Genomic DNA, 15,704 nt, shown 5'->3' with positions numbered 1-15,704 from the left:
GCACGGCGTCGGCGGCATATGCCTCGGTGGTGGAATTGGTAGACACACTAGCTTCAGGTGTTAGCGCTTCGCGGCGTGGGGGTTCGAGTCCCCCCCTAGGCACCAAAGTCGTTGACAAATAAAGCCGTATTGCAAAATACGCAGAACACATGCCTCGGTGGTGGAATTGGTAGACACACTAGCTTCAGGTGTTAGCGCTTCGCGGCGTGGGGGTTCGAGTCCCCCCCTAGGCACCAAATTAACCAGCTTTTAAGCTGGTTTTTTTGTATCTGCATTTTGTATCAGACTGGCTTGAACGCCGGCGGAATCTTCAGAATTTCCCATCATATCCACAGCAATTTTTGCGGTCACAATACTGTTGTTGCTAACCTTGCTCACTGCGTTGTGCTGCCATTCACATTGTTTTGCCGCAATCGGGCTGTATGATGTTGCTGCTGGCAAAAATTGCTGCCGTTGTGACACTTTTTGTCACAATTTGTTCTGTACAATATTCAAGCTATGGTTATGACAGACGTATACACTCAAGCATGTGTGAACCGCAGTTGAGGTGTGTTATGCCTACAGTCATTCATCATTTTGCGATTAAAATTTTATCTGTCACAACATTGTTGTTGCTTGCTGCCTGCCAGCAAACGCCGGCAACTTCCGGCCAGCATATTGCATCCGGATTGTTGTTACAGGACAGCGAATTTCAGTCCATTAATATTCCTGTAGAAACCGAACAACAAATTTTTGCCTTACCTGAAGCTGTGGTCGCTCAGGCCAGACAGCAAGTGTTGCCTTATCAATATGCCGATGAGCGCAGCCTGGCGCTGTTGACTTTTATTTTTGGTAGTGACGGCGACCCGCTGGAATATGTAAATAATGCAACCCTGATAGCAAGCGACACTTATGCCAAAAAAGAAGCGAATTGTTTGTCGTTGACAATTTTGGCTTATAGTCTGGCGCAACAGCTTGGTTTTGACGCACATTTTCAGGATGTTGATGTGCCGGAATATTGGATCACCAGGTCTGGTAATAGCATGCTGAACGGCCATGTAAATCTGATGATTTATCCCAATAAAATCCGAAGTTCAGCGCAACATATTGTGGTGTTAAGAGGCAATGGTTATCTGATTGATTTTGACATGGTGCCACAGCGTGCAAGACAACAGGCAACACGTATTCCCCAACAAAGCATAGTGGCAATGTTTTACAACAATAAAGCCGCTGACGCGATGATGGCCGGTGATTATGACTTGGCCTATCACTACCTCAAAGCCGCTATTAACACCGCACCACAACTGGCGCAAAACTGGAATAATCTGGCGGTGTTGTATCGCAAAAAAGACATGTTAGCGCTGGCTGAACAAGTGTATTTGCACAGTCTGAGGCTGGAGCCTGAACATTCTAATACCATGTCGAATCTGGCAATGTTGTATGAGCTGACAGGGCGTCAGCAAGAGGCCACTGCACTGGAGCAACAGGTGGAGAAAAAACGGCTGAATAACCCCTATTATTTTATTATGCAAGGCAATGAAGCGTTGGAGCGGCAGCAAGCCGACAGCGCTATTAAACATTTTCGCCGCAGCCTGAAATTGCAACCTCATGTGCCAGAAGCTTATTTTGGTCTGGCGCGCAGTTATGTGCTGAAACAGGATTTGCTGCAGGCAAGTCATTATCTGCAAGCTGCTAAACGCCATACCGACTCAGCGCCTGAGCGGCGGCGTTATCAACATAAACTGGATATGTTAAATGCAGTGGCAAAACAGGACTAAACATCGTGTAGCGCCAAAGAGCCGATTTTGCTCTTTGGTGCTGTTATTGTTGTTGCCATTTCCACTGGCTGCATTTCTGCCAACAGCAGCAGCTATGCTGACAGCTGAATTTTCTACTCAGCCCATGCAAGGATCTACACAACAAGTTTCGCCGCAGTCCACAACACAGGTTGCACAGATGCCACCTTTGTTATGGCAAGCCGCCTGGCAGGATTTACAAACTTTATCGTCAGATGAGATGGCAGGGCGCAGCAGTGGCAGCGCCGGCAGTGTGCTGGCACAACAATATATACAACAACGTTTTTATGAGATTGGTCTGCAGGCGTTGACAACAGATTATCGGCAGCCTTTTGCATTTAAAGTGGGGTTTAGCCAACATCGGGGGGTCAATCTGTTTGCCATGCAAAAAGGTTGTTCTTATCCGGACATTTATATTGTGGTGACAGCCCATTATGATCACCTGAAAAGCAGAGGAAAAACCATTTATAACGGTGCAGATGACAACGCTTCTGGCGTGGCTGGTTTGTTGTATCTGGCTGCTTTGCTCAAGCAACAGTGCCCGGCTTATTCTTATCTTTTTGTTGCCACTGATGCGGAAGAGCATGGTCTGGATGGTGCCAGAGCTTTTTTGGCAAATCCTCCGGTGCCGGCAGCGCAGATGTTATTGAATATTAATCTGGATATGATTGGCCGGGGCGAAAGGCGCAATCGTTTATATTTGCTTGGCAAACGTAGTTTACCTGCCATCAAAACAATGCCAAGAACCGAACAAGCGGGTGTACGTTTAGTGCTGGCCAATGAGCAGCGTGATCAAAGCAGGGGCAGTGCCAGCGTCGACTGGAGCAATGCCAGTGATCATGGTGTATTCCGTCGTGCCGGTATTCCATATTTGTATTTTGGCGTGGATTTACATGCCGATTACCACACACAGGACGACGACTGGCAGCGTATTGACCCAGATTTTTTCCAGGCTGCCCTGGTGCAAATCAGCAGTACTGTGTATTGGCTGGAACAACAAAACCCTACTCAGTTGCAGTATCCGCGTGAAGCCGCAGCCGACTAAATGTGGTCAGTTGCTTTTGACTCTGCATCAAAGATCAATAACTGCTGTGGCCCTGCCTGTTGTTTGACGGGTCTTTTACGACTGGCATGGCGCTGTATTACCTGTTGTTGTACCAAACGCCACTGCAGTTTGTCCTGCCCGGCCGACCAGGCCGATAATTTTGCTCTGGCTTGACGCATGGCCTGCTCCAGCTGTACCACCGGCATGGGATAGTCGATATCCGGATAAACACCATAACGCTGTTGTAAATTTACCGGCAATAACCAGGGGCTGTGCAGCCAGCTGTCAGGTAGCTGCGCAAGTTCAGGGCACCAGCGCCGGATAAAATGCCCGTTTGGATCTTTTAACTGGCTTTGTTTCAGTGGGTTATAGATGCGGTTTGGGTTAATAGAGGTTGTACCCGATTGCATCTGAATTTGTGGGTAATGAATACCGGGTTCGTAGTCGACAAAACATTGCGCCAGAAACAGTGCTGTTGGCCGCCAATGTAACCACAGATGATAGGCTGCAAAAGCCACCAACATAGCGCGGCCGCGAAAATGTAACCAGCCGGTACTAAGCAGACAGCGAATAGCTGCATCAATCAAGGGATAACCGGTTTGACCCGCACAAAAAGCGGCAAACTTTTCACGGGCGAAATCTTGTTCCCGCATGCCATCAAAACCCGGATGCATATTGGCCATTTCAATCAAGGGTTCGTCTTCCAGCTTCTGGATAAAATGACAATGCCAACGTAATCTGCTGAAAAATGCTGCCAGCGCCGCTTTGTGCCCCTGCGACTGTTGTTGTTGCATCTCGCGCCAGCATTGCTGTTGTAAAGCGCGCATGCTAACCATGCCATAACTTAAAAAAGGACTGAGTCTGGAGCAGCTTTGGCTGGCTCTGGCGGCATAAGAAATATGCTTTTGGTAGTTGCCCGACCTTGTGAGAAAAAAACTGTGAAGGGTAGAGTGCAGTTCAGTGGCCTGTTGCGTCTGTTGGCAGGGTGGTAAGTCAATACGCCTTTCTGGTGACAGCTGCGCAAGCAGCAGCGCCAGATTGGGTTGTGGTGACGTGACCGGAGGCAACTTGGCAGGTGTCTGTATTAATGGCGTTTTTAACCAGGCATCCGCCTGACTGAACCATAAATCACGGTCTTTCAGCGGCCGGAATACGGCAAACTGCCGGAATTGTTGCCAGAGTACACCATGCTGCGCCAGTGCCTGCTGTACGGCCAAATCGCGTTGATAACTCCATAAATTGCCGGTTTCTTCATGGCTGAACACTGCACTGGCCTGATACTGCCGGCACAGCTGCAGTAATACTTTACTGGCCGGTCCACGTTGCACCAACAAAGCTTGACCAAGTTGTTGTAGCTGCCGATCAAGCTCCAGCAAAGCGCCGCGGATAAACTGCCAGTGTCTGAGCGACGTGTCAGGCTGTTGCCAGTAATCCGGTTCAATAATATAAAGTGGCAACACTGGCCCGCGTTGTGCCGCAGCCGCAAGAGCAGCGTGATCGCTAATACGTAAATCCCGTTTAAACCAGACGATAGTGATCATCTGAGCTGCAACAGTTGCCGGAGTTTTGCCAGACTGCTTTGCCAGTCAGGTTTTGTTGGTGGTACCTGCAGTTGTTGTTGCCAGGGCGCTGCAGCGGCACTCAGATAAGGCAGGTGGGCCGCTAACCCAAGACCACTAAGCTCTTTAACCTGTTGGCGAATAAAATAAGCGTCGCTGTCGTACTGCAGCGCCTGCTTCAGCTGATTAAAATAACGACCCGCTGCAGTGCCGGCGCCGGCAATATAAGCCCAGTTGCCCCAGTTACTCGCGACATCATAATCGAGCAGCTGTTGCTCAAAATAAGCAGCGCCCCAGCGCCAGTCGAGGCCAAGATCATAAATGAGATAACTGGCCACCAGCTGGCGGCCGCGGTTTGACATCAGGCCCGTTGCCTGTAACTGCCGCATATTGGCATCCACCAGTGGCAACCCGGTTTGCCCCTGACACCACAGACTAAACTTCAGTTGTTGTTGTGCCATATCACCCTGAGGTTGTGGTACCGGGTGCCGGCCAAGACCTGCATGAGAAAATAGCAATACGCCAAATTTGCGCTGTTGCCAGCGAAAATATTCACGCCAAAGCAATTCAAATTTCAGCCAATAGGTCGACTCATTACCAGCCTTTGTTGTTTCCAGTACACAAATCTGTTGCCATAACCAGCGCACAGATAAAGTGCCATGGCTCAGTGCTGTTGACACAAAACTGGCATAAAGCGGCGTGGTATCTCTGGATGCTTTGTCTGAAGGCAGGTCACAAAACTGGTTGCGGCTGGTTTTGTAGTGGTAAATGGCCTGGTTATCATAAAGATAAGCCAAAAACTGTTGTTGCTGCTGCCGCTCTGTCGCTAAGGCCTGGGGCTGTGGCAGTGGGTGATCAGCCAAAGTCTGTTGCCACTGTGCTGCAAAATCAACAGTCACAGAGGTTGTTGTTGCCGCCTGTATGTCATCAGGTGACAACCAGCGTCCTGAAACCGACACTGCAGACAAAGCCGGACTGACCTTGAGTTCTGGTTCACGTTGGCTTCTGAATTTGCTGAAACTGTCGGGCAGTGTGTTGAGATCAGGGCGAAGCTCTGCGGCCAATAATGAATTTAAATCCAGGCAAGACACAGGCACTGATAGAGCTGCCAGCTGAAGTAACTGTTGCTCTTCTGCCGCGACAGGCTCGGCCATCACCACACTGCTGATGCCAAAATCTTTGATAAGAGCGGGTAGTACTGTATTGGCATCTGCCAACATACATAATAATGGCAGCTGAAGCTGCTGAAGTTGTAAACGAAAGTCTTCGGCAAGCCAGAGACTGTGTGCCAGTTTTAATGAACTTGCTCTGACGATGCCGTGTTGCTGGCCCAGATACTGGTTTTTATCCAGCAGCAGCACCGCCATACAGTCGCCTTGTTGTTGCAACAGCATATTGTCGGTCAGACGCATAGCCTGATTCAGCAGCACCAGCCGGGTCATGTTCAGAGTTTTTCCAGTTTGATTAACAGCTCTTTGGCATAATCGCGGATGGCTTGTTGTGCTTCGGCCGGTTTTCGCCGCCACTGCTGATACGCCAGTTGCATACGGGCATTTGTGGCAAGTTTGTCTTCATTTCTGGCCAGAAAATCCCAGTACAAAGCGTTAAAAGGGCAGGCGCCTTCGCCTGTGACTTTTTTGACCTGATAAGAACAATGCTGGCAGTAGTTACTCATCCGCTGGATGTAATTGCCGCTGGCGGCATAAGGTTTGGATGCCAGCACACCACCATCGGCAAACAGCGCCATGCCGCTGGTGTTTGGCAGTTGCACCCATTCAAAGGCATCGGCATACACCGCCAGATACCACTCATTCATTTCTGCCACCGACAATCCGGCCAACAACGCAAAATTGCCTGTGATCATCAGCCGTTGAATATGGTGTGAATAGGCGTGCTTTATGGTGTGACTGATAGCCTGTTGCATACAGCGCATTGAAGTGTTGCCATGCCAATAATAAGCAGGCAAAGCCCTTTCAGCAGCAAAATAGTTGTGTGTTTTATAGTCTGGCATCAGCAGCCAGTACAAACCCCGGACATATTCACGCCAGCCAATTAACTGACGGATAAAACCCTCGGCAGCGTTCAGCGGCACCTTGCCTTCACGGTAAGCCTGCTCGACTTTTTGACACATCCAGCGTACGTCCAGCAAACCAATATTCAGATACATAGCGCTGATGCTGTGGAATAAAAATGGCTGATCCAGTTGCATCGCGTCCTGATACTGGCCAAAAAGTGGGAGCTGATGCGTGACAAAATCAAGAAAAACCGCCCTGGCGTCCTTGCCAGTGACGGCGAGACAAAAAGTACCTGCATCACCTATATTGCCGCTAAATTCCTGTTGTACCAGCTGTATCACTTCAGCTGTGATCGCATCTGCTGCCACAGGCTCTGGCTTTGGAAACACTAAATGTGCCGGGCAACTCTGGCGGTTATCATGGTCATAATTCCATTTGCCGCCTTCGGGTTCGTTGCCGTTCATCAGCAGGCCGGTGTAGCGGCGCATTTCGCGGTAAAAATACTCCATTCTGAATTGGCTGCGGCCATCGGCCCAGCGCCGGAACATGTCGGTGCTGGCAATAAAACGGTCGTCCGGCAACACTGTGACCGGCCTTTTTAACAAGGTCGGCCATGCTGAAATTTCCTGCGCCAGCCGGTATTCGGCCGCTTCAGTCAACAGTACTTCGGTCAGCTCTGGCTGCTGACTGAGAGTGCTGGCAACTGCTTCGTATAAAGACGCAATACGCTCTTTATACTGAAAATATTTCACCTGCATACCCTGCTCGCGCAGGCTGTTGGCAAAGTGACGCATGGCGCTGAAAATCAGCACTATTTTGTGCTGGTGATGGCGCACATAACCGGCCTCTGCCTGCACTTCGGCCAGCACAATCACATCACCTTGTTGCCACTGCCGCAAACTGGCAAGGGCCGGGCTGAGTTGATCACCCAAGATCAGGATAAGTTTTGCCATAACAATCAAACTGGCACTCAAAAACATTGATACGGCAATTACGGGCAGATAGCGCAGAAGGATCAGGACAGATGGGCTGATTTTGTTGTTCGCAGGTCTCAGCCATAGGATGTCTGCATTGCAGTGCCTTCTGGTTGCGGTATGATTCAGCACAATAATTACTGCCAGGGAGACTTAGATGAAAAATTCCTATTTGGTGCTGAGCAAGCGGTTAAGTCTTGCTTTTATGGCCGTAGTTGCCTTATTGAACCCGGCATTGAGCCATGCTGAAGAACAACATGGCGCCCATCAGCATGGCAAAGCCAGCCTGACTTTTGTGCTTGATGGTAACGAAGCTGAGTTGGTGTTAAATACTGCTGCTGCCAATATTGTTGGTTTTGAACACCAGCCCGGCAATGCAGCCGAACAACAACAGCAGCAACAGCAGCTGGATATGTTGAAAAGTGGCGCTTGGTTTAGCCTGGCGGCAGCGGCCAATTGTAATATCAGTGGTCAGGATTTTCGTCAGGAGCAGGGGTCTGAGAAAGACCATGTTGATTTATATGTAAATTTCCAGATTTTATGTCAGGCGCCGTTAAAGTTGTCTGACATCAGTTTCACTTTATTCAGCCAAAGCCCGGCATTGGAAAGAATTACCGTACAGTATCTGGTCAACGGTGAGGCCGGAGTGGCAGAGCTGTCAGCAGAAGTGTCAGTGCTGAAATTTAGCCAATAAATAGGGTATGCCAGCCGCGGTGTTTTGCCGCCGGAGCTTGTAAATAACACAAAAAAGCCCCGCTGCTCACGGGGCTTTTTATTGCTCTAACAAGGCGACAATCGTTATTCGTAGACATACTCACTGATTTTGTCGGCTTTAATGCTGTAAGCCGAATTGGCTAAATCGTGGCTCATGGTTTCAGTGGTTAAAGTGCCTTCCAGCCAGAAAGGGTTATAAATCATATCGGCTTTTAAGCCTTTGGCATTGGTCACAAAAATAATCTGGTTTGGCGGTGGTGGCGGCACGTGAATACAGGCGCCAAAGTAGGGCACCAGAAAAAACGCAGTAATGTTTTGATCGGCGTCATATTCAATGGGTACAACAAAACCCGGGATCCGCACTTTTTTGCCGTTTAATTCGCCACGCACTTTGGCCGATTGCAGTACTTCAGCCCAGGCCTGGCTGGCAGGGTCGTCTTTATTCAGTTTATTGATGGCAGAACCACCCCCTTCGCCACCTTCGTGGCTGACCTCAGGCAAAGCTTCCATTTTGGCCAAATCTTCCGGCGGTAATAAATCTGTCCATTCCAGCGTTTGTGCAGCTTGTGCACTTTGCGCTTGTTCGCTTTTGGCGGCAGAAGTCTGGAATGCGACCAGACTCAGGAATAATCCTATCAACAACGGCTTGAACATTGGAGCTTACTCTCGCGCTTATGTTATAAAGTAATAATTACGCCCTATCATATCACTTTGCCGAGAATGCTTGTGCCAGCAGAACCGAATTTTCCCGCGCTTGAACTCAAAAATTTTTATTTCAGTTATCCGGGGCCAGATGCCTTTAGTCTGCAGCTACCTGACTTTCAGCTTGCTGTCGGCCAGCATCTGTTTATCCGCGGCGTTTCAGGCTCAGGTAAAACCACCTTGTTAAATTTGTTGTCCGGTATTCATGCGATAAGCCGTGGTGAAATCAGCATTCATGGCCAGTTGTTTCAGCCACAAACTGCTGCACGTCGCGACCTGATTCGCGCCCGCGACATAGGTGTAGTGTTTCAGCAGTTAAATTTAATCGGTTATTTATCGGTGCTGGATAACGTGTTGCTGGCGGCTGAATTTGCCGGTCACAGCAGCGACAGCAAAAGACCAAGGGCACAAATGTTGCTCAGCGCATTGGGACTTGAAGAGAATTTGTGGCAACAACAAGCGGTGCAGCTTAGTGTTGGTCAACAACAGAGGGTCGCTATTGCCAGAGCCTTGCTGAATGAACCCGCTTTGCTGATTGCCGACGAGCCCACCTCAGCGCTGGACGCCGATAACAGAGATGCTTTTATCCGGCTCATGTTAAACGAAGCCGACCGTTGTGGTACCACTGTGCTTTTTGTCAGCCATGACACCGCGCTTGCGCATTATTTTCACTGGCAATTACAAATGGATGCGCTGGCAGCTGGTGTGCGACCGCTGAGTCAGAACATCAACGGCACGGAGGGCGCAGTATGTTGTTAACTCTGGCCAGACAAAGTTTATGGCACAGGCGCGGTACTGTGCTGATGACTTTATTGTCGCTGACTATCAGTATTGCGTTGTTGCTTGGTATCGACCATTTGCGGCTGGAAGCCAAACGTAGTTTTACCAGTACAGTGTCCGGCACCGACTTAATAGTGGGGGCACGCTCCGGCCAGCTGAATTTATTGTTGTATTCGGTTTTCAGGCTTGGCAATGCCACCAATAACATCAGTTATCAGCATTATCAGCAGTTGGCATCTCATCCACAGGTGGCCTGGGCTATTCCGATGGCGCTTGGCGATTCACACCGGGGTTTTCGGGTGATAGGCACCAATGGCGATTATTTCCGGTATTTCCGCTATGGTCAGCAGCAACAGCTTGCCTTTGCGCAAGGGCAAGCATTTGCCGGTGTTTATCAGGTGGTGCTTGGCGCTGCCGTGGCTGAAAAACTGGGGTATCAGCTGGGAGCGCAGATTATTTTGTCGCATGGTGTTGGCGCTGTGAGCTTCACCCAACATAAAGATCAACCATTTTCAGTCGTCGGTATTCTGGCGCCAACGGGTACGCCGGTTGATCAGAGTGTGCATGTCAGTCTGGAAAGTATTGAAGCCATTCATCTCGGATGGCAGGGGGGCACACCCAGGCTTGGCAAAACGCCAAAGCTCAGTGAAGAACAACTGAAGAAGCTGCAACCTAAGGTGCTGACGGCATTTATGCTGGGGCTAAAATCGAAAGTGGCTACTTTTGCGATACAGCGGCAAATTAATGAATTTAAAGCTGAACCCTTAACAGCCATTTTACCTGGCGCCGCGCTGGCTGAACTGTGGCAAATGCTGGCGATGGTCGAAAATATGTTGTTGCTGGTGACCTTGCTGGTGTTAATTGCAGCGCTGATTGGTATGGTGACCACTTTGCTGGCCGCGATGAAAGAACGGCAGAGGGAAATGGCCATTTTAAGGGCCGTTGGCGCCAGGCCCTGGCAATTATTCTGGCTGATTGAACTGGAAGTTTTATGTATTAGCCTGGGCAGTATGGTCAGCGCTATATTATTGCTTTGTGCCGGTTTGGCAGCTGCCCGGCCTGTGTTAAGCAGCCAGTATGGTCTGGTTATTTCGTGGTTGCCCTGGCATAACCACAGTGCAATTTTGTTGGCGGCTTTTATGACGCTGGCATTGTTGTTAGGGGCCATACCTTCGTACCTGACATACCGTCAAAGCCTGGCACAGGGGCTCCAGGTGCGTTTATGATGTGCTGAATATGGTGTAAGCGCTTGGTTGTTCAGGGAAGTTTGCTATAGTAAGGCATCTGAACAAAGCGAAGCGGACGCATGACTAACGCAAAAGAGAAACTTGAGCAGCAACTTGCGCTGTTGCACCAGCAATATCTTGATAGGCTGCAACAGGAGCTCCCTTTGTTGCAACAGCAACTGGATCAGTTGGACAATACGCCAGACTGGCGTCCTCTGGTAGCAAAGCTGCTGGCAAGTTTTCATACGCTGGCAGGTTCGGCCGGTACCTTTGGTTTACATGAACTTGGACAATCGGCCAAAGCGCTGGAAGTGCAGGCCAAAACCTGGTTGGCCGACCATGCAGCACCAGCTGCAGAACAAATTGACAGTTTCAGGCATATTTTTTCGCAGTTGCGCCAGCAAAAACGCTTGGTGGTGCAGCAGCGGCTGTTGCCTGTCGCTGAAAAAAATACCGATAAAAAACAAACCTTAATTTATCTGCTGGAAGACGAAGGCGAGACGGCCCGGCATTTGTGCCTGACGCTGTCTACTTTTGGTTATGTGGTTGAATGGTTTCAACAAAGTCATTTGTTGCAGACTGCGCTACAACGCCAGTTACCCGATGCGCTGATTATTGATATTGAGCTACCTGAAGAAATTGAATCCGGTCTTGGTTTTATTGAATGCATGCAACAACAATTGCCGGAGCAGGTTCCGCTTTTTGTGATCAGCGGCCATGACGATTTTAGCTATTACCTGAAGGCGGTGCGTAGTGGTGCTCTGGGGTATTTTGTCAAACCTGTGAATGCCCAGGCACTGGAAGCCAGATTACAACGTTTGTTGGCTGGACGTCAGCGCGACGCTTTTCGGGTATTGATTGTTGATGATGATCAACTCCTGGCCAAGCATTATGCGTTGGTGCTGGAAACTGCAGGGCTCAGAGCGGAAATTCTGAATAATCCGGCCGATATTTTTGCCGGTTTGCGTAAGTTTCACCCCGACGTCATTTTGCTTGACGTGAATATGCCCCAATGTACGGGCCCGGAGCTGGCGCAACTTATCCGCTTGCAGGATGAATGGTTGGGTGTGCCTATTATTTATTTGTCGTCAGAAACGGACAGCGAACGTCAGTTGGCGGTGTTAATTAAGGCCGGCGATGACTTCCTGACCAAACCTATTACCGACAATGCTTTGGTGGTTGCCATTTTTGCCCGTGCTCAACGCGCCCGTCAGCTGGCAGAAGTAATGACCAAAGACAGCCTGACCGGCTTACTGCAACATGCTCATATTAAAGAACGGCTGGCAGCTGAGCTGGTGCGTAGTGAAAGAGCGCAGCAACAGGTGAGTGTGGTGATGCTGGACATTGATCATTTTAAAAAGGTGAATGACAGTTATGGTCATTTAACCGGCGATCAGGTGATCACCAGTCTGGCCAATTTACTGAAACAACAACTGCGCAAAACCGACATGATTGGTCGTTATGGCGGGGAAGAGTTTTTATTGGTATTGCCGGATTGTCCGGTGGAAAAAGCTTTTAGTGTGATTGATAAATTGCGTGAATCTTTTGCTGGTTTCCCATTTAGCTTTGATAGTCAGAGTTTTTATTGTACTTTCAGTGCCGGTATTGCCAGCAGCAACCAGCAATTACAGCCTGATCTGGTGATAGAGCAGGCTGATCAGGCGTTGTACCAGGCCAAAACCGGCGGCCGTAATCAGATCAAGGTTTTTGCGGCGCCAGTAGCTGATGAATAGTGCCTAACAGTTGTGGAATAGCGTGTTGGCCTTTTGCCAGCACTGCATCAACTTTGGCGCATTGTTCTGCGGTTATCTGCTCTGCCGACCATACCAGAACCGGCACATGTTGATGTTGTTGTGCGATGAGCGGCAATAATTCCCAGCCCGAGCCATCAGGTAAAGCTAAATCCAGTACCACCAGATCAAAATCCTGTTGTTGCAGCAGCTGTCTGGCTTCTTCCACCGAAGCTGCACTGACAGTTGTAGCGGCATCAAGGGTGAGTTGTTGCAACAAGTCACTTAATGCCGGGTCGTCTTCCACATGTAATACTTTGGGTTTGGCCGGCGTCACTAATTTATGAATTTTATCTATTAAATCAGGTGCCTGCACCGGTTTATTTAACCAGTCGAAGGCAGTAAAACCTGTGTAAAGGGTTTGTCCTTCCTGTTTTTCAACAGAAATCACCAGAATTGGTAAAGTGATGGTATTGCTCTGGCTGCGAAGTTCGCTGATAAAAGCCGAAGCGTGGCCATCAGGTAAATTCAGATCCAGTGTGATGGCAACAAAACTACGTAAACTCAACGCGCGGCGGGCACTGGCCAGACTATGTGCTGTACTGACCAGATAACCGGACGTTTCCAGCAACATCTTGATATAACCGGCAACAGCAGGGTCGTCTTCCACCACCAGAATGGCATCACGGTGTAACGAACTGCCGGGTTTCAGCGTAGGGAAATGTAACGCAAAACAACTGCCGCCTTCGCTTCTACGCTGGTAACTGATTTGGCCATGCATACGTTCGGTCAGTTCTTTTACAATAGCTAAACCCAGGCCGGTACCGTCTTTACTACGTGCATCCGCTGAATCGGCCTGGGAGAATTTTTCAAACATACGTTGCTGAAATTCGGCGCTGATCCCAGGGCCCTCATCCAGCACTTCAATCACCATTTCAACGCCCGACTGATATAAACGCACCACAATTTCGCTGCCGGCAGGTGAAAACTTGGCGGCGTTAGACAACAAATTGGCCATGATCTGATGGAATCGCATAGGGTCAAGCTGCACAGTGGCATCAGATTCTGCCTGCAAACTAATGCTGGCCTGATATTTATCGGCGTAAGGCTGGTTGTGCAATACACTTTGTTGTAATAAATCTTTGATAGAACACAAAGAAAATTCAAACTGCATTTTGCCGGCCACCAGTTTATCGATATCGAGCAAGTCATTAATTAACTGACTGAGTTTATTGCTATTTTCCTGTGCAATTGCCAACATATTCTGCATCTGCTTAGGCACTTCACCTAAAGCTCCACCGCCAATCAGGCCAAGAGCTCCGGAAATGGCTGTCAGCGGGGTACGCAGTTCGTGGCTGACTGTGGAGACAAACTGATTTTTCATCTGCTCTATACGTTTGTGTTCGGTAATATCCTGAATAATGGACCAGGTTTGTTGTTCACCGCTGGCACTTTCAATCAGCACACCACTTTGCACCACAGGCACCAGATGGCCGTCCTGATGTAACAGTTCTTTTTCATAAGGCCCATACCGGCCGGTTTGTTGCAAAGACGTCAGCTGTTGTTGTTCCTGCGCGTCATAACTGGCTGGCGTCAGATCGGCAAAACGGCTGCGTTGTAATGATTTGGGGTTGTAACCCAACATTTGCTGCAATTCCGGGTTGGCGTCCAGAATAAGGCCATCATCAAAACGGCTAAGTACTATGGCAAGCGGCGCCAGCTGGTACAAAGAAGACAACTTCTGTTCACTGGCTCTGAGTGCCAGCTGCGCTTCTTTTTGCGCCGTCACGTCCCAGATAAAACCGTCGATATATAACAACTTGTTATGCTGGTCGAAGATGCCCCGGCCCAGTTCCTGCACCCAGCGGATAGAGCCGTCAGCATGGCGGATGCGGAATTCCACACTAAAACGACTATGATTGGCCAGCTCACGTTCAACTATCCGGCGGTTTTGACTAGCGTCTTCGGGCAGGGTAATTTCGGCAAAGCTGGTGGCTCTGTTGCGGATAAAATTTTTGGCCGGATAACCTGTAAGTTTTTCCACTTCATCACTGATAAACAACATGGTCCAGTTGTCGTCGTTAATACAGCGGTACACCACGCCTGGAAGATTTTCCAGCATTGATCTGTGACGTTGTTCACTGAGTAATAAGGCGTGGTTGAGTTGTTCCAGCTGGGTAACGTCAACGGCAACCCCCAGATAACCTAAAGCTGTGCCATCGTCATTTCGCATTGCTGACACACTGAGCCGAACCTGCTTACGTTCGCCATTTTTACAGATGTAAGTCCATTGCCGGGTTTCACTGACTCCTTGCCTGGCGTTATAAATAAAGGTATCAAAACCGCTAATTTTTTCTTTGTATTGGTGACTGAGCTGTTCGCCTCTTCGGGTCACTTCAGCCGCATCATGGAAGATGGACGGACTGTGTTTGCCGACCAGCTCAGTTGCACTGTAACCCAACATCCGTTCGGCGCCGGTGTTAAACAGCTGAATAACGCCATTGGGGTCGGTCGAAATCATCGCCACTTCGGTGGACGAATCCACCACAGCCTGCAGCCAGGAACGGTTTGCCGACATTTCAGCTTCGCGTTTTTTGTCCTGACTGATGTCGGTGTGGGTGCCAAACATTAATAAAGGTTGGCCTGTCTGATCCCAACTGGTGACCCGGCCAACCGCATGGATCCAGACCCAATGGCCATCTTTGTGGCGCATGCGGAATTTCACATCATAAAAAGGTAATAAACCGGCAAAATGCCGTTTTAACATTTCGGTTGAAGGTGTCATGTCGTCCGGGTGCAGCAACTTTTCCCAGGTGGCGATAGTGGTATGGGATTCTACCGGCAGCCCTAACATCTGATACCAGCGGGAATTGTAATAAGTTTTACCACTTTGAATATTCCATTCCCAGGTGCCGAGGTTGGTGCCCTGAATAATAGCGTCCAGCCGGTCACGTTCCTGTTGAATTTTTCGCTGGTGCAGATGGCTTTCGGTGATATCGGTGGCGACTATCACCACGTGCTCTACTTTGTTCTGCGCTGATTTTTGTGGCACAAAACAAAGATTCAGAATGCGGCCATGACGTTCCGGGGTAATGTATTCAATTTGTTCCCCCAAAAAACAGCGTTGAAGCGAAGGGGCCAGTTCGTCACTAATGGCCTGGCCAAAAACTTCGCTGATGCTGCG

At 49.3% G+C, this 15,704-nt stretch carries 12 protein-coding genes and 2 tRNA genes; 8 read left to right on the top strand and 6 right to left on the bottom strand.

Annotated features, from left to right (window positions below):
- The first annotated feature begins 20 nt into the window (after nt 1-20).
- Nucleotides 21-105 (top strand) — tRNA-Leu (locus RCH83_RS17100).
- 46 nt (nt 106-151) lie between these two features.
- Nucleotides 152-236: transfer RNA gene (locus RCH83_RS17095), tRNA-Leu, on the top strand.
- A 13-nt stretch (nt 237-249) separates the two neighbouring features.
- Here RCH83_RS17095 and RCH83_RS17090 read toward each other — a convergent pair.
- Nucleotides 250-441 carry a hypothetical protein gene (locus tag RCH83_RS17090; RefSeq protein ID WP_306524006.1) on the bottom strand — a complete coding sequence of 64 codons (192 nt, stop codon included), beginning with the start codon at nt 439-441 and terminating at the stop codon, nt 250-252.
- Nucleotides 442-554: 113 nt separating this feature from the next.
- Between RCH83_RS17090 and RCH83_RS17085 the strand changes: the two genes are divergently transcribed.
- A complete protein-coding gene (locus RCH83_RS17085) occupies nt 555-1,757 on the top strand; it encodes a tetratricopeptide repeat protein (protein WP_306524004.1) in 1,203 nt (400 codons plus the stop codon).
- Between the two features lie 178 nt (nt 1,758-1,935).
- Complete coding sequence (locus RCH83_RS17080) at nt 1,936-2,820, top strand: M28 family peptidase (protein WP_306524002.1); 885 nt, start codon at nt 1,936-1,938, stop codon at nt 2,818-2,820.
- On the opposite strand, the gene RCH83_RS17075 is transcribed toward RCH83_RS17080, so the two are convergent.
- The 3 genes from RCH83_RS17075 to RCH83_RS17065 are packed head-to-tail and all read right to left on the bottom strand — an operon-like array spanning nt 2,817 to nt 7,347.
- Nucleotides 2,817-4,361, bottom strand: a complete 1,545-nt coding sequence (locus RCH83_RS17075) for an FAD-binding domain-containing protein (RefSeq protein ID WP_306524000.1) — start codon at nt 4,359-4,361, stop codon at nt 2,817-2,819. The two genes, RCH83_RS17080 and RCH83_RS17075, sit on opposite strands and share 4 nt — an antisense overlap.
- Nucleotides 4,358-5,821 (bottom strand): FAD-binding domain-containing protein, encoded by a 1,464-nt coding sequence (locus RCH83_RS17070; protein WP_306523998.1) that lies wholly within the window; start codon nt 5,819-5,821, stop codon nt 4,358-4,360. The genes RCH83_RS17075 and RCH83_RS17070 overlap by 4 nt, the downstream gene beginning before the upstream one ends.
- 2 nt (nt 5,822-5,823) lie before the next feature.
- Nucleotides 5,824-7,347: a cryptochrome/photolyase family protein gene (locus RCH83_RS17065; RefSeq protein WP_306523996.1), complete on the bottom strand. Its 1,524-nt coding sequence runs from the start codon at nt 7,345-7,347 to the stop codon at nt 5,824-5,826.
- A 178-nt stretch (nt 7,348-7,525) separates the two neighbouring features.
- Here RCH83_RS17065 and RCH83_RS17060 point away from each other — a divergent pair, with 178 nt between their 5' ends.
- Nucleotides 7,526-8,062: a DUF2796 domain-containing protein gene (locus RCH83_RS17060; RefSeq protein WP_306523994.1), complete on the top strand. Its 537-nt coding sequence runs from the start codon at nt 7,526-7,528 to the stop codon at nt 8,060-8,062.
- A gap of 104 nt (nt 8,063-8,166) precedes the next feature.
- Here the strand turns inward: RCH83_RS17060 and RCH83_RS17055 are convergent, their stop codons facing one another.
- Nucleotides 8,167-8,736, bottom strand: a complete 570-nt coding sequence (locus tag RCH83_RS17055) for a DUF3299 domain-containing protein (RefSeq protein ID WP_306523993.1) — start codon at nt 8,734-8,736, stop codon at nt 8,167-8,169.
- A gap of 72 nt (nt 8,737-8,808) precedes the next feature.
- Between RCH83_RS17055 and RCH83_RS17050 the strand changes: the two genes are divergently transcribed.
- The 3 genes from RCH83_RS17050 to RCH83_RS17040 all read left to right on the top strand — a co-directional run bounded on the left by RCH83_RS17050 (nt 8,809) and on the right by RCH83_RS17040 (nt 12,523).
- Complete coding sequence (locus RCH83_RS17050) at nt 8,809-9,543, top strand: ABC transporter ATP-binding protein (protein ID WP_306523992.1); 735 nt, start codon at nt 8,809-8,811, stop codon at nt 9,541-9,543.
- A complete protein-coding gene (locus RCH83_RS17045; protein WP_306523991.1) occupies nt 9,534-10,790 on the top strand; it encodes an ABC transporter permease in 1,257 nt (418 codons plus the stop codon). Before RCH83_RS17050 ends, RCH83_RS17045 begins: the two co-directional genes overlap by 10 nt.
- An 80-nt stretch (nt 10,791-10,870) precedes the next feature.
- Nucleotides 10,871-12,523 carry a diguanylate cyclase gene (locus RCH83_RS17040; protein WP_306523989.1) on the top strand — a complete coding sequence of 551 codons (1,653 nt, stop codon included), beginning with the start codon at nt 10,871-10,873 and terminating at the stop codon, nt 12,521-12,523.
- Here RCH83_RS17040 and RCH83_RS17035 read toward each other — a convergent pair.
- On the bottom strand, nt 12,489-15,704 hold a 3,216-nt coding region (locus RCH83_RS17035; RefSeq protein WP_306523987.1), incomplete at its 5' end, for a PAS domain S-box protein. The genes RCH83_RS17040 and RCH83_RS17035 overlap by 35 nt on opposite strands.

It is taken from the genome of Rheinheimera sp. (assembly GCF_030824435.1).
Lineage (GTDB): Bacteria > Pseudomonadota > Gammaproteobacteria > Enterobacterales > Alteromonadaceae > Pararheinheimera.
The sequence above is the reverse complement of the archived record's forward strand: the minus strand, read 5'-3'. Positions and strand labels throughout refer to the sequence as shown.

Coding starts and splice junctions, on each gene's coding strand:
- RCH83_RS17085 (WP_306524004.1), top strand. CDS start 555: ATGCCTACAGTCATTCATCATTTTGCGATTAAAATTTTATCTGTCACA.
- RCH83_RS17080 (WP_306524002.1), top strand. CDS start 1,936: ATGCCACCTTTGTTATGGCAAGCCGCCTGGCAGGATTTACAAACTTTA.
- RCH83_RS17045 (WP_306523991.1), top strand. CDS start 9,534: ATGTTGTTAACTCTGGCCAGACAAAGTTTATGGCACAGGCGCGGTACT.
- RCH83_RS17070 (WP_306523998.1), bottom strand. CDS start 5,821: ATGACCCGGCTGGTGCTGCTGAATCAGGCTATGCGTCTGACCGACAAT.
- RCH83_RS17065 (WP_306523996.1), bottom strand. CDS start 7,347: ATGGCAAAACTTATCCTGATCTTGGGTGATCAACTCAGCCCGGCCCTT.
- RCH83_RS17055 (WP_306523993.1), bottom strand. CDS start 8,736: ATGTTCAAGCCGTTGTTGATAGGATTATTCCTGAGTCTGGTCGCATTC.
- RCH83_RS17075 (WP_306524000.1), bottom strand. CDS start 4,361: ATGATCACTATCGTCTGGTTTAAACGGGATTTACGTATTAGCGATCAC.
- RCH83_RS17040 (WP_306523989.1), top strand. CDS start 10,871: ATGACTAACGCAAAAGAGAAACTTGAGCAGCAACTTGCGCTGTTGCAC.
- RCH83_RS17060 (WP_306523994.1), top strand. CDS start 7,526: ATGAAAAATTCCTATTTGGTGCTGAGCAAGCGGTTAAGTCTTGCTTTT.